Genomic DNA, 18,752 nt, shown 5'->3' with positions numbered 1-18,752 from the left:
GGGAGACATGACCGATCTGTCCACGCCGCAGCGCGCCGGTGGCCACAAGCTGCCTGCGGGCCGGCGCCTGCGTTTCGTCACCGCTGCTGCCCTGTTCGACGGCCACGATGCGTCGATCAACATCATGCGGCGCATCCTGCAAGCGAGCGGCGTCGAGGTGATCCACCTCGGCCACAACCGCTCCGTCGATGAAGTGGCCACCGCCGCGCTGCACGAAGACGCCGACGGCGTCGCCGTGTCCAGCTATCAGGGCGGCCATAACGAATACTTCCGCTATCTCGTCGACTTGCTGCGTGCGCGCGGCGGCGAGCGTATCAAGGTGTTCGGCGGAGGTGGGGGCGTGATCGTTCCTGACGAAATCGCCGAGCTCGAGCGTTATGGTGTCGAAAAGATCTACTCGCCGCATGACGGCCAGCGGCTCGGCCTGCAAGGCATGATCGACGACATGATTGCGCGCTGCGCTGAAGTGGCGCGCGCCGCTGCCGCCGTTCGGGAGAGTCCGGTTGGCGAGTGGGAGGCCGATCTGTCGGCGAATGGGCTGCCGCGTTTCGAGCCGCGTGCTGCGTCGCACGTTGAGACGCGGGCTGATGATCACGCCAACGCGCGCAATGTTTCCGGGAAGGCGCGGCAGGCAGGTGGAGCGCTCCAAGGCAGCGAGATCGCTGGCACCACGAACGCAGCCGAACAACCCGATCCTGCCGCCTTCACCTTCCGCCGACTCGCGCAACTGGTCAGCGCGTACGAAGCGGGCCGCGTCAAATCAGCCGAGCAGGAAATACTATCGGTCCTCGCCGAAGCGATCGATGTCCCCGTCCTCGGCATCACCGGCACCGGCGGCGCCGGTAAATCCTCGCTCACCGACGAACTGATCCGCCGTTTCCGGCTCGACTACGGCGACGCCCTCACGATTGCCGTGCTGGCCATCGATCCGTCGCGTCGCAAATCCGGCGGCGCGCTGCTCGGCGACCGCATCCGCATGAACGCGATCGGCGATTGGGGCGGCGGCGCGCGCGTCTATATGCGTTCGATGGCGACGCGCGACGCATCGAGCGAAATCACCGATTCGTTGCCTGATGTGCTCACGTTGTGCAAGGCCGCGGGTTTCGATCTGATCATCGTCGAGACGTCCGGGATCGGGCAGGGCAATGCGGCGATCGTGCCGTTCGTCGACGAATCGCTGTATGTGATGACGCCGGAATTCGGCGCGGCGAGTCAGCTGGAAAAGATCGACATGCTCGACTTCGCCAGCTTCGTCGCGATCAACAAGTTCGACCGCAAAGGTGCGCCGGACGCGTTGCGCGATGTCGCGAAGCAGGTGCAGCGCAACCGTGGCGACTTCGCGAAGGCGCCCGACGCGATGCCGGTGTTCGGCACGATCGCCTCGCGCTTTAACGACGACGGGGTGACCGCGCTGTATCAGCATGTGGCCGAGTCGCTGCGCACGCATGGTCTGCGTTCAGGCGGTGGCCGTCTGCCGGTGCTTGATGAGTTGCGCTTTTCGAGCGGCCGCAATGCCATCGTGCCGCCGGCACGCGTGCGCTATCTGGCCGATGTCGCGCAGACTGTTCACGCGTATCGTGAGCGTGCCGACGCGCAAGCGCGGGTGGCGCGTGAGCGCTGGCAACTTACAGAAGCGCGCCGTATGCTCGCTGAAGGTGATGCAGGCACAGGCGCATCATTTGATGCCGATGCCACTGCCTCCACAGGTTCAGACTCAAGTGTCGCGGCAAACTCCGCCAACACACCCCAAACCCAACTCGACACCCTCATCACCCAACGCACCGCCGCCCTCGGCGAACGTGAACGCAAACTCCTCGATGCCTGGCCGCAAACCGTGGCCGCCTATTCCGGGGACGAACACATCGTCCGCATACGCGACCGCGAAATTCGCACCGCACTCACCGTCACGACACTATCCGGATCCGAAGTCCGCAAAGTCGCGCTGCCGAAATTCATCGACCATGGAGAGATCCTGCGTTGGCTGATGCTCGACAATCTCCCCGGCTACTTCCCGTTCACCGCCGGCGTGTTTCCGTTCCGCCGCGAAAACGAAGACCCGACACGGATGTTCGCCGGCGAAGGCGATCCGTTCCGCACCAACCGCCGTTTCAAATTGCTCTCCGAAGGCATGCCGGCCAAACGTCTTTCGACTGCTTTCGATTCGGTCACGCTCTACGGCGAAGAGCCGCACGAGCGCCCCGACATCTACGGCAAGGTGGGCAATTCAGGCGTCTCCGTCGCGACGCTCGACGACATGAAAACGCTCTACGACGGCTTCGATCTGTGCGCGCCAGAGACGTCGGTATCGATGACGATCAACGGCCCGGCGCCGACGATTCTCGCGATGTTCTTCAACGTCGCGATCGATCAGCAGATCGCGCGTTTAAATGACAGGCTGCAACAGGCAGGACGCCAACCCACCAGCGAAGAACTCGCCGCCGCGCGCCGCACAGCCCTGGAAAACGTGCGCGGCACGGTGCAGGCCGACATCCTGAAGGAAGACCAAGGCCAGAACACGTGCATCTTTTCAACCGAGTTCAGCCTGAAAGTCATGGGCGATATTCAGGCGTACTTTGTCGACCACGGCGTGCGCAATTTCTATTCGGTGTCGATCTCCGGCTATCACATCGCCGAGGCGGGCGCGAATCCGATCTCGCAGTTGGCCTACACGCTCGCGAATGGCTTCACCTATGTCGAGGCCTACCTCGCGCGCGGCATGTCGATCGACGACTTCGCGCCGAATCTCTCGTTCTTCTTTTCGAACGGTATGGACCCGGAGTACACAGTGCTCGGCCGTGTCGCGCGACGCATCTGGGCCATTGCAATGCGCGAGCGTTACGGCGCGAACGAACGCAGCCAGAAGCTCAAGTACCACGTGCAAACCTCAGGCCGCAGCCTGCATGCGCAGGAAATCGACTTCAACGATATCCGCACCACGCTGCAAGCGCTGATCGCGATCTACGACAACTGCAATTCGTTGCACACCAACGCATTCGACGAAGCGATCACCACGCCCACGGAGGATTCGGTGCGCCGTGCGGTGGCAATCCAGTTGATCATCAACCGTGAATGGGGGCTCGCGAAGAATCAGAATCCGAATCAGGGCAGCTTCGTGATCGAGGAACTGACGGATCTGGTGGAAGAGGCGGTGCTGGCGGAATTCGATCGATTGACTGAGCGCGGCGGCGTGCTAGGCGCGATGGAAACGGGCTATCAGCGTGGGCGCATTCAGGACGAGTCGATGCTGTACGAGCACTGCAAGCACGATGGCTCATATCCGATCGTGGGCGTGAATACGTTCTTGAGCGCGCATCCGCATGAAGCGCCGCAGCCGATCGCGCTCGCCCGTTCCACCGACGAAGAAAAACAGAGCCAGTTGAAGCGTCTGCGCGATTTTCAGGCACAGCATCGTGACGACGCACCCGCGGCGCTTGAACGCCTGAAGCGCGCAGTGATCGACGATGACAACGTGTTCGCGGTGCTGATGGACGTCGTGCGCGTCTGCTCGCTAGGGCAAATCACGCACGCGTTGTTTGAAGTGGGCGGGCAATACCGCCGCAATATGTAGGGGCCGGACATGCTGCGGCTCCAAAACCGGGAGCCGCAGCAAAACACCTTAACCAGCCACTTACCAGGCGATCCCCAGCCGCGCTTTCGCGTCGTCATATTCCTTCGTCAGACGCTGAACCAGCTCACCAACGCTCGGCACGTCGTCCATCAGGCCGACGCCCTGGCCTGCACCCCAGATGTCTTTCCACGCCTTCGCCTTGTCGCTGCCGAAGTTCATCGCGGTCTTGTCCGATTCCGGCAACGCATCCGGATCCAGCCCTGCGTTCAGGATACTTTCGCGGATGTAGTTGCCGTGCACGCCGGTGAACAGGTTCGTGTAGATGATGTCCGAGGCCGTGGAATTGACGATCGCCTGCTTATAGCTGTCGACCGCATGTGCTTCTTTGGTCGCGATAAAACGCGTGCCCATGTAGGCGAGGTCCGCGCCCATGGCCTGCGCGGCGAGAATCGAGCCGCCGTTGGCGATCGAACCGGACAGCACGATCGGGCCGTCGAACATGCGCCGCACTTCGCCGACCAGCGCGAACGGCGAGGTCGTGCCCGCATGGCCGCCGGCGCCCGACGCCACCAGGATCAGCCCGTCGACGCCTGCTTCCAGTGCCTTCTGCGCATGCCGCAGGTTGATCACGTCATGCAGCACGATGCCGCCGTAGCTATGCACTGCGTCGACAATCTCACGCGCCGGTGCCCGCAGGCTGGTGATGAAAATCGGCACCTTGTGTTCGACGCACACACGCACGTCGTGCTCGAGCCGCGTATTCGACTGATGGACGATCTGGTTGACGGCGATCGGCCCGATGATCGCGTCCGGATTAGCCGCCTTGTGCTCGGCGAGCTGTGCCTGAATCTGCGTGAGCCATTCGTCGAGCAGTTCGGCCGGGCGAGCGTTCAGCGCGGGGAACGAGCCGACGATACCGGCCTTACATTGAGCCAACACGAGTTCGGGATAGCTGACGATGAACATCGGCGAAGCGACGACGGGCAGCGCGAGTTTTTGCAGGACGGCGGGCAATGCCATGGTGCGAGTCTCCTGATAAACGGGCCGGTGCGGTGTAGAGCGCCCGGCGATAATGAGTTTAGCGGCACATGACCTGTGGTGCGTCGAGACTGGCCAGCAGCCGTGCTGCCGCCACGATCCCACTCCGCATTTGCCATGCGTTTGCCATGACCGCTCAAAAATTTAAGAACGATCGTTCGATTATAGGCGAAGCGGCCGCATCGTGTCCGTTTAGAACAGTTGGAAGGAGTGTTCAGGTTCTATGCCTGCGTGGGCTATCCCACCCCGCATCGACACATTGCGCTTCTACAATGGTTTGACTCCCAAACGACAAGAGACCCGCTATGGCCTTCGAGGATTTCACGCCCTTTCGTGTCGCCGTGGGCGACGTCGATATTTTCGGAGTGAAGGGCGGGTCAGGGCCGCCCCTGCTGTTGTTGCACGGTCACCCGCAGTCGCATCTGATCTGGCAGCGGTGCGCGGCGCAACTGGCGGAACACTTCACCGTCATCGCCACCGACCTGCGCGGCTACGGCGCTTCGGGCAAGCCAGCCAGCGACCCCGACCACACGCCATATTCCAAACGCGCAATGGCGGCCGATCAGGTCGCCGTGATGCGCCACTTCGGCTTCGAACGGTTCCTCGTGTGCGCCCATGATCGTGGCGCCCGCGTCGCGCACCGGATGGCGCTCGATCATCCCGACGCCGTCGAGCGTTTGATGCTGCTCGACATCGCGCCGACGCTCGCGATGTACGAAGCCACCGACCGCGCCTTTGCGACCCATTACTTCCACTGGTTCTTCCTGATCCAGCCGGAGCCGCTGCCGGAAACGCTAATCGGCGCCAACCCAGCCGCGTATGTCGATGCGGTGATGGGGAGCCGTCACGCGGGCCTTGCGCCGTTCGCGCCCGAAGCGCTCGACGCGTATCGCAGCGCGCTGGCGCAGCCCGGCGCCGTGCATGCGATGTGCGAGGACTACCGGGCGTCGGCGAGCATCGATCTTGAACACGACCGGGCCGACATCGAGCGCGGCCACAAGATCGGCTGTCCGCTGCGTGTGTTGTGGGGCGAGCAGGGGGTGATCGAGAAGTGCTTCGACGCGCTCGCGGAATGGCGTCACGTTGCGCGGGACGTGAGCGGGCGCTCACTGCCGTGCGGCCATTACATTCCCGAAGAGGCGTCGGAGGAATTGGTCACGGAAATGCTGTCGTTCTTCGAGGCGGTCGAGCAGTAAGTGGTTTCGTTCAGCGCGCGGCACTGCCGCGCGCTCCGCTCAGCCTAGCGGCGGCAAGCGGCGCGCAACCGGCGTCGACTTGACGATGGCGGTGCTGGTCTCCGCGCGCTCGGTCACCTTCGAGAGAATCTCATCCAGCTGCTCGATCGAATGCAGGTAGAGGCGGCAGATGAAGCAATCGTCGCCCGTCACCTTGTCGCATTCGACAAACTCCGGAATTCGCCGGATCACGTCTTCCACGAGATGCAACTGCCCGGGTAAGGGCTTCACGCGCACGATTGCCTGCAGCGTGAAGCCGAGCGCGCGCGGATCGATCTGCACGGTGAAGCGCTCGATCACGCCTTGTGCTTCGAGCCTGCGGACGCGCTCGGCCGTACTTGGCGCCGAGAGGCCAACCCGGCGCGCCAGTTCGCTGACCGGCTGGCGGGCGTCCGCCGCCAGCGCGGCGAGCAGCGCGCGGTCGGTTTCATCGAGTGTCGCGGGTGTGGCAGGAGCAAGGCGTTTCGTCATGACAGCCTTCGATTATTAGGTTTCTTCGCAGGAAGACTTAAGTTTAGCCCTGTATTCGGGCGATCGGATTAATTACACTGCTTCTCATGCAGGAATCAATTCGAGGATCGAATCATGGCGTCAAATGAGATTCGCCGCGGCGCGGCGGAAATGACCATGGCCATGCTGATGTCCGGCACCATCGGCTGGCTGGTGGTGTCGTCGCAGCAGAGTCCGTTCAACGTGGTGTTCTTTCGCTGTATTTTTGGTGGCGCGACGCTGGCGCTCGTGTGCGCCGTGCTCGGCCTGTTCAGGCGCAAGCTCTTTTCCTGGAAGATGCTCGGCCTCGCGCTGCTCGGCGGCGCGGCCATCGTCATCAACTGGGTGCTGCTGTTCGCGGCCTATTCACGCGCGTCGATCTCGATGGCGACCGCCGTCTACAACACGCAGCCGTTTATGCTGGTCGCGCTTGGCGCACTGGTGTTTCGCGAGCGCATCAGCGCGTCGGCGGTGGCCTGGCTGGTGGTCGCGTTTATCGGCCTCGTGTTCGTGGTGAAGGTCGAGCCCGCGGTATTGGCGGTGCCGGGCCAGTATCTGGTCGGGGTCGCCTATGCCGTGGGCGCAGCGGCTATGTACGCGGTCTCGTCGATTATCACGAAGCGCCTGAAGGGTACGCCGCCGCATCTGATTGCGCTGATCCAGGTGTCGCTCGGCGTCGTGATGCTGGCGCCGTTCGTGCGCTTCGATGCGCTACCGACCAACGGCGTGCAGTGGCTCGAATTGATCGTGCTCGGTATCGTCAACACGGGGCTCATGTACGTGCTGCTCTACGGCGCAATCCAGAAGCTGCCGACTTCGATGACCGGCGCGTTGTCGTTCATCTATCCGGTGGTGGCGATCATCGTCGACCGGGTTGCGTTCGGGCAGACACTCGCGTGGATTCAGGTGCTCGGTGCGGTGCTGATCCTGCTCGCGGCCGCCGGTGTGAATCTCGGCTGGCGGATCGTGCCGCAGAAACGCCTGTCTTCGACCTGATGGAATGGCTGAGATGCCGATGGATCACTCGGCAATAGTACGGATTCCGGAGCAATCGGCGCGTTCAATTGTTCATATGGACGGACCAATGACGCCCAACGCGCGCGGCTACGAAGCTTCGTAATGCTGTCTGTATGCGGGTTTAAAAGGCAGTGTCAAGCTTCTGTAGGGAAATCACTGATGCGGTCAAAAAACCGGCACGCGTATCATTCATATCGACGCTGATCACGTCCGACAGAATTTCCGCCGCTCGCCTTGATGGTCGAGCGGCTTTCTTTTTGGCGCGACGGTTTTGGTGTTGTGCTTGCCGCGCGGCCGCCGGCCCCCTGTGCGTCAAGCCTGGCGGGCGATGATGCGCTCGCCATCGATCTCCAATGGCCCGTTTTTGGCCGCCAACTCCTCGACGATCGTGTGCACCAATGTGGACCATTCACCACGCGGCTTGAGCATGGTCGCGGCGGCGCGCATTGCCACGGCATCGTCGAGCATCCGCAGCAAGGTGTCGAAGCTCATCGCGCGGACTTCGAGCAGCTTGAACACGATCAACACCTTCAACGCATTCTTCGCATTACGTGCCGGATCGGCACGTAGCCACGCAACGCGTGAAAATGCCCGTTCCAGCGCCTGCTCGACATTCGTGAAGGGTCCACCATGGCCAGGAATCACGAGCCGCACGTCGAGCTTCGCAATGGCTTCGAGCACCGCCTGTTCTTCGGCGAAACCGCTTTCACCTTCCAGTTCGGGAAAGATGACGCCGAAGCCGTTTTCCCATAGCGCGTCCGCGCTGATCAGGATGCGTTCATCCTGGCAATACAGCATCAACGAATGCGGATCGTGGCCAGGCGCGCCAAGCACTTGCCAATCGAGCGCACCGAGCCGCAGTTGCGCGCCTGGCGCGATCGTCTCGGTGAAGGTGAAACGTTCGCAGGTCTGGCCGGTGGCGCGAAACGTCAGACGGGTTTCGTCCCAATCGCGCACCGCGTCGGCTTCGGATGCGGGAATCGCGGTACGGCACGGCCATGTCGACTGCAACAGCGCGTTGCCGCCGCAGTGATCCGAATGCAGATGCGTGTTGACGATCAGATCGAGCGGTCGCGCGCCGAGCACTTGCTGCACGAGCGCGACGGTTTGCGGCGCGTGTGTCGCGTAGCCGGTATCGACAAGAGCGGCACACGTCTCATCGACCAGCAGCACATTGTTCGACGATAGCCAGCCGCGTTCGAACACTCTGACCGATGCCGGTAGGTTGATCATGGTGCGCCTGTGTCCGGGTTTGTGCTTGCGTCAGCATTCGCCGATGCTTCGGGTTTCGGCATCACCAGGATTGTCGACGTGCCGATCAACATGGTGTCGCCGCGCTGATTCACCACGCTTCCTTCGAGATGCGTCAGATCGCCGTTCAGACTCGGCTTCCAGTACGCGTCGCGCACGCGCCACGTGATCGTCAACGTATCGTTCGCGTGCACGGCTTTCTTCAGCTTGATATCGAACTCGAGGCCGAGCGGCTGCGCGTACGTCGAAAAATAGGTCGCCAGTAGCGCCATGAAATACGCGGTCGGTTGCGTGCCGGACGCGATCAAACCGCCGAAGCGGCTTTGCGCGGCGTAGGCGTCGTCGTGATGCAGCGGGTTGAAGTCGTTGACGAGCGTGGCGAACGACTTCACCGATTCTGCCGATAGCTCGAGCGTCGAGCTGAACGTCTCGCCGATCTTCACGATACGCGGCGCGGCGTTCACCGCTGCACCTTCGCTTGCCTGGCCATGAACTCCGCGTGGCGTTCCTCGATCGCGTCCCAGACGGCGCGCTTCGCGTCGTCGTCGAACGACGACCAGCTGGCGATCTCGTCGATCGTGCGCAAGCAGCCTTCGCACCAACCGGTCGAAGCGTCCATCCTGCACACGCTGATGCACGGTGACGGCACGGCAGCCTCGTCGTCTTCGTTATCGATGCCCGCTGTCATTGCTTCACGCCGTCTCGCGCAGCGCCACGTCGAGCGCCGGCGCGCCCGTCAACGCAATCAGTTCCTGCGCCGTCAGATTGAACACCGCATGCGGATGACCGGCGGCGGCCCACAGGCTGTCGAGTTCCAGTAGGTCGGCATCGATCAGCGTGACAGGCGCCGTGGCGTGGCCGATCGGGCAGACACCGCCGATCGCATAACCGGTTTTCTCGCGGACGAACTTCGCATCCGCACGGCCGATCTCGCCGACTTGCGCCGCGACTTTCTTTTCGTCGACGCGATTCGCGCCGCTCGCGACCACCAGTACCGGTGCGTCGTCTTCGCGGCGGCGAAACAGGATCGACTTGGCGATCTGCGCAACCGAGCAGCCAAGGCCGGCTGCGGCTTCGGCGGAAGTCTTGCCAGTTTCCGGCAGCATCACGATCCGTCCAGCGTGGCCGCGTTCGCGCAACAAAAGCGCGACGCGGCGTGCGGAGTCAGGCAATGCGGCGAGATCGTCGGCGTCGAGGGAAGCGTGATCCGTCATTGTTTCAGGTCCTGAATGATTTGGCTAAGTGTGTGGCCTGCGTCAAACGCAGTTGGCCTGTTCGCTGCGTGCTTTGGCAAGCAAGGCCTTGCCGGCGCGCGAGACATTGGGCCGGCCGATCGACGTCGAAATGAAATCACCGATCGCGACGACTTGCGCGAGATCGACGCCGGTCTCGATGCCGAGGCCGTTCATCAGATACAGCACGTCTTCGGTCGCGACGTTGCCGGTTGCGCCCTTCGCATACGGGCAGCCGCCGAGCCCCGCCACCGACGCGTGATAGATCTCGATGCCTTCCTGCAAGGCCGCGTAGATGTTCGCGAGCGCCTGACCGTAGGTATCGTGGAAATGCCCCGACAGACGTTCGCGCGGAAACGCCTTGGTGACTGCCTCGAACACTTCGCGCGTGCGCTTCGGCGTGCCGACGCCGATGGTGTCGGCGATATCGATCTCGTCGCAACCGAGCGCCGCGAAACGTTCGACCACATCGACCACCGACGCCACCGGCACTTCGCCTTGATACGGACAGCCGAGCGCACACGACACGCTGCCGCGAATCCGCAGACCATGTTCCTTCGCCGCCTGCGCGACGGGCGCGAATCGATCGATGCTTTCCGCGATGCTGCAATTGATGTTCTTCTGCGAGAACGCTTCGCTGGCGGCGCCGAAGATCACGATCTCGTCCGCCCGCGCGGCGAGTGCGCCTTCGAAACCGCGCAGATTCGGCGTCAGCACCGAGTAGATCGTGCCGGCGCGGCGCTCGATGCCGGCCATCACCTCGGCGCCGTCGGCCATCTGCGGCACCCATTTCGGCGAGACGAACGAGGCGGATTCGACGTTGCGAAAGCCGGCTGCCGACAAGCGATTGATCAACTCGATCTTGATCGCGGTGGGGACGAATTCTTTCTCGTTCTGCAGTCCGTCACGCGGACCGACTTCGACGATTTTGACGCGTTGGGGCAAGGCCATGATGTGTCTCCCATGCAATGAGCCCGCGCGTGGCGGCGCTCCTTCAGATGAATTCGGTGGTGTGCAAACCCCGCGCTCAGTATCCACGCTCTATATCGACCACACCGCTCACCGTTTCGCCACGCATCAGCGCCGTCATTTTCCGCGCGACTTGCGCGACGCTCTCTTCGCGCAAGGTCAGCGCGGAAATATGCGGCGTAATCGTGATGCGTGGCTCCTGCCAGAACGGATGATCGGGCGGCAACGGTTCTTCGCGGAACACGTCCAGCGTCGCGGCGGCGACCTGGCCGCTTGCCAGCGCTTCGAGCAGATCCTGTTCGACCAGATGCCCGCCGCGTGCGACGTTGATCAGATAGGCACCCTTCGCAAGCTTCGAGAAAGTGCGGGTGTTCAGCACGTCGCCCGTATCCGGCGTATGCGGCAGCAAATTGACCAGCACTTTCACGTCGTCGAGAAACGCGTCGAACTGTGCTTCGCCGGCGAAGGTCGTGATGCCGTCGATTTGCCGCGCACTGCGGCTATACCCGCGCACCGGCATGCCGAACGCCGCGACTGCTTGCGCGACATGCGTACCGAGGACGCCGAGGCCAAGCACACCAACCGTGAAGGTCTCGCGCGGATGCGGATCGAGCACTTCCCAGCGGCGTTCGTTTTGCAGCGTCTGGTATTCGTCGAAACGGCGCAGGTAGCGCAGCACCGCATGCGTCACATACTCGGCCATCTGCAGGGCCATGCCGGTGTCTTCGAGCCGGATCAACTGGGCGCTGCGCGGCAACGTGCCGGGTTGCTCGTGTTCGAGTCCGAGGATCCCATCGACGCCCGCGCCGAGATTGAAGATCGCGCGCAGACCGTCGCGGCCGGCCAGCATTTCACGCGGCGGGCGCCACACGACCGCGAAATCGGCTGGGTCGGTGTCGCCCGGCTGCCATTCGCGCAGATCGGCTTCCGGCAGCGCATGGGCGAAGTCGTGAAGCCACGCGGCGGCGTCGGAATGCGGCATGTAGAAGAGGATTTTCATACGGTCCGGAAGGCGCGTGCTTTGTCGAGTCGGATGACGGGAGAGGCCCGGTAGAACGGCTGCAACGCCCGCGGCACTTCACACGACGCTTGCGGCATGGGCCTCCTCCTTTTACGGATAGGCTTCATTCTACTTTTTCGCCGTGAATCGCGCGCGTTTGCGCACGAGCGTGCGATTTGCCGCTACTACATGGCCGCGCGTTTGCGCCATAAACAAAGCACAAAAACTTGGTTCGCCCTTGCGACGCCCGGCGGGACAATCATTTCCCGGATTCCGGCAGCGAGGGACAGACATGCTTTCATGCACCAAATCGACATGGCCGCCGCGGCTCGTCACCGTTCCCGGCCTCCACGGCAGCGAGGGCGCGCACTGGCAAACATGGCTCGAACGGCAATTCGCGCGTTCGCTGCGCGTCGAACAGGCCGACTGGGACGCCCCGGACGTCGCCGTCTGGGCGAAGTCGCTGCGCGATCTGCTCGCGCGCGAACGCGGGCCGTTCGTGCTGGCTGCCCACAGCTTCGGTTGCCTCGCGACTGCGCACGCGTTGCAGCAGGCGTCATATGCGAACGATGTGGTCGGCGTGCTGTTCGTCGCGCCGGCAAGCCCGGAGAAATTCGCCTTCGCCGGACCGTTCGACGCGCGGCGTCTCGGCGTGCCGTCGATTCTGATCGGCAGCGAAACCGACCCGTGGATGCCGCTCGCCGGTTCGCGCGATCTCGCGCAGCGTTTCGGCAGCGCATTCGTCAATCTCGGCGACGCGGGACATATCAATACGGCGGCGGGATTCGGCCCGTGGCCGCGTGCCAAGTATTTCGTCGATACGCTGGTGCATTGCGCGGCGCCGCTGCGGTTTCGTGAAGAGACGTTCGAGGTCGCGCAGCACGCGTATGTCTGAGTGAGGGAGGACTTGAACACGTAGTTGAGCGCGCCGTTGAGCCCGCAGATGAGCGCGAGTGAACCAGTAAGCGATCCGTTAGAATCCCGCTTCACGCTGCACGTTTGTGCGGCCACCGGTTTTCATCATCGATAGGCGGGGACAAGATGGCAGGCAAGACGGGGACATCGCGCTGGCTGGCAGCCGGCATGACGGCAATGACGCTCGCGCTCGGCAGCATCTCGACGGCGCACGCAGACACGTCGCTGCTCAACGTGTCGTACGACGTGACGCGCGAGCTGTACAAGGACATCAACGCTGGCTTCATCGCGGCATATAAAGAGAAGAGCGGCGAGACCGTGTCGATTCGCCAGTCGCATGGCGCATCGAGCGCGCAGGCGTTGTCGGTGCTGCAAGGACTGCAGGCTGACGTCGTGACGATGAACCAGCCGAACGACATCGACCTGCTCGCCGAAAAGGGCCAACTGGTGCCCGCCAACTGGCGTGCGCGCCTGCCGGACGACAGCGCCCCGTACACCACGACGATGGTGTTCCTCGTGCGCAAGGGCAATCCGAAGCACATCAAGGACTGGGACGACCTCGCCAAACCCGGTGTGCAAGTGGTAATCGCGAATCCGAAGACTTCGGGTAACGGCCGCTACGCGTATCTGGCTGCATGGGGTTATCGCAAGCAGCACGGCGGCACCGATGCGCAGGCGATCGATTTCGAAAAAGCGATCTTCAAGAACGTGCCGATTCTCGACACGGGCGGCCGCGGTGCGACGACGACCTTCACGCAACGCGGTATCGGCGACGTGCTGGTGACGTTCGAAAACGAAGTGTCGTTGATCGACACGGGCGTGGGTGCGGGCAACTTCGAAGCGGTGTATCCGTCGGTGAGCCTGCTGGCTGCGCCGCCGGTTTCGATCGTCGACAAGGTGGTCGACAAGCGCGGCACGCGCAAGGAAGCGCAAGCGTACCTCGACTATCTGTGGTCGCCGGCTGCGCAGGAAATCATTGCGCAACACCACCTACGTCCGCGTGACAAGAACGTGCTCGCGAAGCATGCGGGCGAGTTCAAGCCGATCAAGACCTTCACCGTCGAAGAGATGTTCGGTAGCTGGCAGAAAGCCCAGCAAACGCATTTCTCCGATGGCGGGACGTTCGATCAGATCATCGTCGACAAGAAGTAGATCTTTGCTTGGAAGTAGAAAGGCCACCTCGGAATCGAGGTGGCCTTTTTCATTGCGTGCGATCTATCGCACGCGCTTCGTACGCGTAGTTCTTTAGTTCGGCGCAGCGTGCGCGTTTTGATCATGCTCGCAACCGCTCTGATCCAACGGCATCTGCTGCGCTGCTTCTGCGCGAATGCCAAGGCGTTCGAGCAGCTTGCGGTCCGCTTCGGCTTGCGGGTTGCTGGTGGTCAGCAACTGGTCGCCGTAGAAAATCGAGTTCGCACCGGCGAGGAAGCACAGCGCCTGCAACGCTTCGTCCATCTGCTCGCGGCCTGCCGACAGACGCACCATCGCGCGCGGCATCGTGATACGCGCAACTGCGATCGTGCGGACGAACTCGAACGGATCGATCGCTTCGGTGCCGGTCAGCGGCGTGCCTTCCACTTGCACCAGGTTGTTGATAGGCACCGATTCCGGATACGGCTCCATGTTCGCCAGTTGCGCGATCAGGCCGGCGCGCTCGCGGCGCGATTCGCCCAAACCGACAATCCCGCCGCAGCATACGTTGATGCCTGCATCACGCACGCGTTCCAGCGTATCGAGACGATCCTGATACGTGCGCGTCGAAATGATCTGGCCGTAGAACTCCGGCGACGTATCGAGGTTGTGGTTGTAGTAATCGAGACCCGCTTCGCGCAGACCTTGCGCCTGATGCGTTTCCAGCATGCCGAGCGTCACGCAGGTTTCGAGGCCCATCGCCTTCACGCCGCGGATCATGTCCTTGATCGGCTCGAGGTGGCGGTCCTTCGGATTGCGCCACGCCGCGCCCATGCAGAAGCGCGTCGCGCCGTTTTCCTTGGCGACCTTAGCGGCGGCCAATACTTCATCGACCGGCATCAGCTTGTCGGCTTGCAGGCCCGTGTCGTGATGCACCGACTGCGGACAATACGCGCAATCTTCTTCGCAACCGCCGGTCTTGATCGACAGCAGCGTCGACAGCTGCACAGTGTTGGCGTCGAAGTGTTCGCGATGGGTTTGCTGCGCGCGGAACATCAGGTCGTTGAACGGCAGTTCGTACAGCGCGACGATGTCGGCGACGCGCCACTTGGCCATCGGCTTGGCGCCTGCTGCTGCGTTGTTGTTGGCGGCGGCCGTGTCGGCTGGCGTCGGAGCGATGTTCAGTTGCGTCATGTCGTCAATCCTCATGGATGGATGTAATGGGTTTTCAGCGCTGCGCGTGGTGCAGCGTCTGCAGGAGTCGGTTGATGTCGAGTTGATCGGCCGCGAGCTCGGGCGAAGCCGGGCTCAAATGCGGCACGATGCCGAGCAAGGGGGCGTCGTATTCACGCGCAAGATGCTCGCGAATCGAGGCGATGTTTTCGTCGGGGAACGTCATGTCCGGATCGACACGGTTCGCCACCCAGCCGGCGAGCGTCAAGCCACGCGCGGCGATCGCTTCGGCGGTGAGCAGTGCATGGCTGATGCAGCCGAGGCGCATGCCGACCACCAGCACGACCGGCAGCTTCAGCGCGACGGCGAGGTCGGCGGTATCTTGCGTTGCAGTCAGCGGCACGCGAAAACCGCCCACGCCTTCCACCACGACGATCTCGGCTTGCTTCAAAGCCTGCGCATGGCAATCAACGATGTGATCGATATCGAACGTGACGTTTTCCAGTGCGGCGGCGATGTGTGGCGCGGCCGGTTCCTTCAGCAGATACGGCGTGCGAATCTCCGGCGGCAGCAGAACGCTCGACGCGGCGTCGAGTTGATCGGCGTCTTCGTTGTGCAGCACGCCGTTCACTTCGAACGCGCCCGCGGCGATCGGCTTCATCGCGGCGGCTTGCAGGCCTTCGCGAACGAAACCGCGCAGCAGCGCTGCGGAGACGAAGGTCTTGCCGATTTCCGTATCTGTACCGGTGACGAATAGAGACAGGGCGCTTTGACTCGAGCTACTCATGCCGCCTTCGCCCCGAGTTGTTGCAAGCCTGCTTCGAGCCGATCCAGATCCGCTTGCGAATGCGCGGCGGAAAGCGAAATACGCAGCCGCGACGTACCCGCGGGCACGGTCGGCGGACGGATCGCCGGCACCCAGAGACCTGCACGATCGAGCGTGGCCGCGATGTCGAGCGTGGCATCGTTCGCGCCGATGATCAGCGGCTGCACGGCAGTGTGCGAATCGACCGGCAGCCACGGCGTCGCTTTGAGCATCGCGCGCGTGCGTTCGATCAGTTTCTTGAGATGCGCACGGCGCGCATCGCCTTCTTCGCCGCCGATGATGCGCAGGCTCGCCGACACCGCATGCGCCGCAGCCGGCACCGACGCAGTCGTGAAGATGTACGGACGCGCGCGCTGCACGAGCCATTCAATCACAGTTCCGTGAGCGACGACGAATGCACCCGACACGCCCGCGGCCTTGCCGAGCGTGCCGATCGAAATCAGATTCGGCGAGCGTAGCGCGGCTTCTGCAATCGCGCCACGGCCTTGCGGACCGAGCACGCCGAAACCGTGCGCGTCGTCGACGATCAGCCATGCGCCGTGCTGCTCTGCAAGTTCAAGCAGACGTGCCAGGGGCGCGATGTCGCCGTCCATGCTGAATACCGTATCGGAGACGATTACTTTGACTTCGGCGTCCGAGGCAGCGAGCATCGCGCTTAGCGCTTCCGTATCGCAGTGCGGATAGATCTGCACGTCAGCGCGGGACAAACGCGCGCCGTCGATCAGCGACGCGTGATTCAACGCGTCGGAGAAGAGCGTCGTGCCGCGGCCAGCGAGCGCAGTGAGCGTCGCGAGATTCGCCATGTAGCCGGTGCTGAAGTAGAGCGCGCGCGCATTGTCGACGAAGCCGCCGACGAATTCGGCCAGATCGTCTTCGAGTTGCGCGTGCGCGCGAGAGTGGCCGCCGAGCAGATGGGAACCGCCGCTGCCGGCGCCATAGCGTTCCGCGCCTTCAGCGATAGCGGCAATCAGTTTCGGATGCGCGGCGAGGCCAAGATAGTCGTTGCTGGCGAAGCCGATGATCGCGCGGCCGTCGACCGTCATGTGTGCGGCGCACGGCGTGTCAGCGGTACGGCGATGGCGGCGCAGACCGCGTTCGTCGATTTCCTTGAGGCCTTCGGTGAGTGTGTCGAGCAGATGCATTAGCGGGTCTCCGCGAGCGTGGCTTCAAAAGTTTCGCGTGTGCGCGAGGCGAGCAGCGCGATTTCTTCGTCGTCGAGGATGTAGGGGGGCATCAGATACACCGTGGTCGAAATAGGGCGCAGCAGCAGTTCGCGCCGCAACGCGTTTTCGAAGAAACGGCGCGAGAATGTTTTGGCTTGCTGAGCGTCATCGATCACGGCATCGAACGCGAAGATCGTGCCGCACTGACGCAGATTGCGCACGTGCTTATGTTCGGCGAGCGGCGCGAGCGCGGCCTTCAGCCTGGCGGATTTCTGCGCGTTGACGGCGAGCACGTTGTCGCTCGCGAACAGATCGAGCGTGGCGAGCGCCGCGCGGCACGCGAGCGGATTGCCCGTGTACGAATGCGAGTGCAGAAAACCGCGCGCGGTATCGTCGTGATAGAAGGCGTCGAAGATTTCATCGCGCGACAGCACGATCGAGAGCGGCAGATAGCCGCCGCTGATCCCTTTCGACAGACACAGGAAGTCCGGCCAGATGCCGGCCTGTTCGCACGCGAAGAACGTACCGGTGCGACCGCAACCCACGGCGATTTCATCGGCGATCAGATGCACGCCGTACTGATCGCACAGCGCGCGCAAGCCGGCGATATACGACGCGTCGTGCATTGCCATGCCGGCCGCGCATTGCACGAGCGGCTCGACGATCAGCGCCGAGATTTTCGTCGCGCGTGCTTCGAACAACGAGCGAACCTGATCGAGCGCGCGGCGCGCGACGTCGGCGGCGGTTTCGCCTGCTTGTGCGAGGCGCGCATCGGGCGAGGCGACGACATGCGCGTTGCGGATGAGCGGGTCGTAGGCGTCTTTGAAGAGCGCGACATCGGTGACACCGAGCGCGCCGATGGTTTCGCCGTGATAGCTGTTGGCGATGCAGACGAATTCCTGCTTGTCCGCGAAGCCGCGATTGCGCCACGAGTGGAAGCTCATCTTCAGCGCGATTTCAACGGCGGATGCGCCGTCTGATGCGAAGAACGCGTGACCGAGCGTGTTGTTGGTGAGCGCGCCGAGGCGCTCCGCGAGTTCGATGGCTGGCTCGTGCGTGCAGCCGGCGAGCATTGCGTGTTCGAGGGTATCGAGCTGATCTTTCAATGCCGCGTTGATGCGCGGGTTGGCGTGGCCGAACAGGTTGACCCACCAGGAGCTGATCGCGTCCAGATAACGGTTGTTTGCGCGGTCGTAGAGCCACGCGCCTTGCCCACGCGCGACCGGGATGAGCGGCAGACGTTCGTGGTGTTTCATCTGGGTGCAGGGGTGCCAGACGGCACGCAGGCTGCGGGTGATCCAGTCTTCAGGGGATGCTGACTTTTCCAAAAGGTACTCCGAGGTGCTTTTTTTGCCGTTGCACGGCTGGCTTTTTTAGGGCCATTTCAGTCGCGGCGCGGGTTGTTTCTTGCGCTGCGCGCGGCCTTTGGGGAGGCTTGCGGGGTCGAGATTAGCGGTTTATTTCTCGCTGTGCACTAGGGGGTGAGGGGTGGTTTTTGCCTTCGGCGATGGGGTTGGGTGCTGTTCGCGGCAGGTGGTTTCTGTTTTGGTTTGAAGGCCGCTGATGGGGGGAGTTGACGACGTCAAAGTAGTTGCGCCTTATGGGCGGGGATTTGGGGTTTGGTGCCTGCTCGGCGGATTTTTGGCGGGGTTTTGGTCTGCTTGGCGCTTGTTGGCCGTGTTATTAGGGCTTTGGCCTTTCCTTGAATTGTTAGTGGTCTATTAGCGTTGCCCCTGTGCGGGGCG

General features: G+C 62.8%; 17 protein-coding genes. 5 read left to right on the top strand and 12 right to left on the bottom strand.

The genetic code is table 11. The annotated features are described in order from the left end of the window. Positions 1–7: 7 nt before the first annotated feature. Positions 8–3,568: a fused isobutyryl-CoA mutase/GTPase IcmF gene (icmF, locus tag M0D68_RS32710; RefSeq protein WP_266226467.1), complete on the top strand. Its 3,561-nt coding sequence runs from the start codon at positions 8–10 to the stop codon at positions 3,566–3,568. Positions 3,569–3,628: 60 nt separating this feature from the next. Here the strand turns inward: icmF and M0D68_RS32705 are convergent, their stop codons facing one another. Beyond that, positions 3,629–4,588, bottom strand: a complete 960-nt coding sequence (locus tag M0D68_RS32705) for a nitronate monooxygenase family protein (protein ID WP_266226466.1) — start codon at positions 4,586–4,588, stop codon at positions 3,629–3,631. A 323-nt stretch (positions 4,589–4,911) separates the two neighbouring features. Here M0D68_RS32705 and M0D68_RS32700 point away from each other — a divergent pair, with 323 nt between their 5' ends. Continuing rightward, entirely contained in the window at positions 4,912–5,802 is an 891-nt protein-coding gene (locus M0D68_RS32700; RefSeq protein ID WP_266226465.1) for an alpha/beta fold hydrolase, read from the top strand. Between the two features lie 39 nt (positions 5,803–5,841). Here the strand turns inward: M0D68_RS32700 and M0D68_RS32695 are convergent, their stop codons facing one another. Next, the gene (locus M0D68_RS32695; RefSeq protein WP_093644768.1) at positions 5,842–6,312 is read right to left on the bottom strand and encodes an Lrp/AsnC family transcriptional regulator; all 471 of its coding nucleotides are present in this window, start codon (positions 6,310–6,312) and stop codon (positions 5,842–5,844) included. 114 nt (positions 6,313–6,426) lie between these two features. Between M0D68_RS32695 and M0D68_RS32690 the strand changes: the two genes are divergently transcribed. After that, entirely contained in the window at positions 6,427–7,326 is a 900-nt protein-coding gene (locus M0D68_RS32690; RefSeq protein ID WP_211703935.1) for a DMT family transporter, read from the top strand. A 333-nt stretch (positions 7,327–7,659) separates the two neighbouring features. On the opposite strand, the gene M0D68_RS32685 is transcribed toward M0D68_RS32690, so the two are convergent. From M0D68_RS32685 to M0D68_RS32660, 6 genes are all read right to left on the bottom strand, one after another. Beyond that, positions 7,660–8,580, bottom strand: coding sequence for an MBL fold metallo-hydrolase (locus tag M0D68_RS32685; protein ID WP_266226464.1), 921 nt, complete (start codon positions 8,578–8,580; stop codon positions 7,660–7,662). After that, a complete protein-coding gene (locus tag M0D68_RS32680; RefSeq protein ID WP_266226463.1) occupies positions 8,577–9,062 on the bottom strand; it encodes a MaoC family dehydratase in 486 nt (161 codons plus the stop codon). The genes M0D68_RS32685 and M0D68_RS32680 overlap by 4 nt, the downstream gene beginning before the upstream one ends. Beyond that, positions 9,059–9,286, bottom strand: coding sequence for a DUF1289 domain-containing protein (locus M0D68_RS32675; protein ID WP_054037809.1), 228 nt, complete (start codon positions 9,284–9,286; stop codon positions 9,059–9,061). Before M0D68_RS32675 ends, M0D68_RS32680 begins: the two co-directional genes overlap by 4 nt. 4 nt (positions 9,287–9,290) lie before the next feature. Continuing rightward, positions 9,291–9,812 carry a YbaK/EbsC family protein gene (locus M0D68_RS32670; protein ID WP_200652540.1) on the bottom strand — a complete coding sequence of 174 codons (522 nt, stop codon included), beginning with the start codon at positions 9,810–9,812 and terminating at the stop codon, positions 9,291–9,293. Positions 9,813–9,854: 42 nt separating this feature from the next. Next, on the bottom strand, positions 9,855–10,781 hold the full coding sequence (locus M0D68_RS32665; protein ID WP_211703932.1) for a hydroxymethylglutaryl-CoA lyase: 927 nt from the start codon (positions 10,779–10,781) through the stop codon (positions 9,855–9,857). Between the two features lie 76 nt (positions 10,782–10,857). Then, positions 10,858–11,799 (bottom strand): glyoxylate/hydroxypyruvate reductase A, encoded by a 942-nt coding sequence (locus tag M0D68_RS32660; protein ID WP_266226462.1) that lies wholly within the window; start codon positions 11,797–11,799, stop codon positions 10,858–10,860. A 292-nt stretch (positions 11,800–12,091) separates the two neighbouring features. On the opposite strand from M0D68_RS32660, the gene M0D68_RS32655 reads away from it, so the two are divergent. Both M0D68_RS32655 and M0D68_RS32650 read left to right on the top strand, forming a co-directional pair. Further along, the gene (locus tag M0D68_RS32655) at positions 12,092–12,694 is read left to right on the top strand and encodes an alpha/beta hydrolase (RefSeq protein ID WP_093644754.1); all 603 of its coding nucleotides are present in this window, start codon (positions 12,092–12,094) and stop codon (positions 12,692–12,694) included. A 146-nt stretch (positions 12,695–12,840) separates the two neighbouring features. Beyond that, a complete protein-coding gene (locus M0D68_RS32650; protein ID WP_266226460.1) occupies positions 12,841–13,866 on the top strand; it encodes a sulfate ABC transporter substrate-binding protein in 1,026 nt (341 codons plus the stop codon). A gap of 93 nt (positions 13,867–13,959) precedes the next feature. Here M0D68_RS32650 and bioB read toward each other — a convergent pair whose 3' ends face one another. The 4 genes from bioB to bioA are packed head-to-tail and all read right to left on the bottom strand — an operon-like array spanning position 13,960 to position 18,335. Continuing rightward, entirely contained in the window at positions 13,960–15,039 is a 1,080-nt protein-coding gene (gene bioB, locus M0D68_RS32645; RefSeq protein WP_211706108.1) for a biotin synthase BioB, read from the bottom strand. Positions 15,040–15,073: 34 nt separating this feature from the next. Further along, the gene (bioD, locus tag M0D68_RS32640; RefSeq protein ID WP_211706109.1) at positions 15,074–15,805 is read right to left on the bottom strand and encodes a dethiobiotin synthase; all 732 of its coding nucleotides are present in this window, start codon (positions 15,803–15,805) and stop codon (positions 15,074–15,076) included. Continuing rightward, positions 15,802–16,986 carry an 8-amino-7-oxononanoate synthase gene (gene bioF, locus M0D68_RS32635; RefSeq protein ID WP_266226459.1) on the bottom strand — a complete coding sequence of 395 codons (1,185 nt, stop codon included), beginning with the start codon at positions 16,984–16,986 and terminating at the stop codon, positions 15,802–15,804. The genes bioD and bioF overlap by 4 nt, the downstream gene beginning before the upstream one ends. Further along, complete coding sequence (bioA, locus tag M0D68_RS32630) at positions 16,986–18,335, bottom strand: adenosylmethionine--8-amino-7-oxononanoate transaminase (protein ID WP_266226457.1); 1,350 nt, start codon at positions 18,333–18,335, stop codon at positions 16,986–16,988. The genes bioF and bioA overlap by 1 nt, the downstream gene beginning before the upstream one ends. Positions 18,336–18,752 lie beyond the last annotated feature (417 nt).

Origin of the sequence: Paraburkholderia sp. SEWSISQ10-3 4, assembly GCF_030464785.1 — a bacterium.
GTDB classification, from domain to species: domain Bacteria; phylum Pseudomonadota; class Gammaproteobacteria; order Burkholderiales; family Burkholderiaceae; genus Paraburkholderia; species Paraburkholderia aspalathi.
This window is presented reverse-complemented; position numbering and strand designations above follow the sequence as displayed.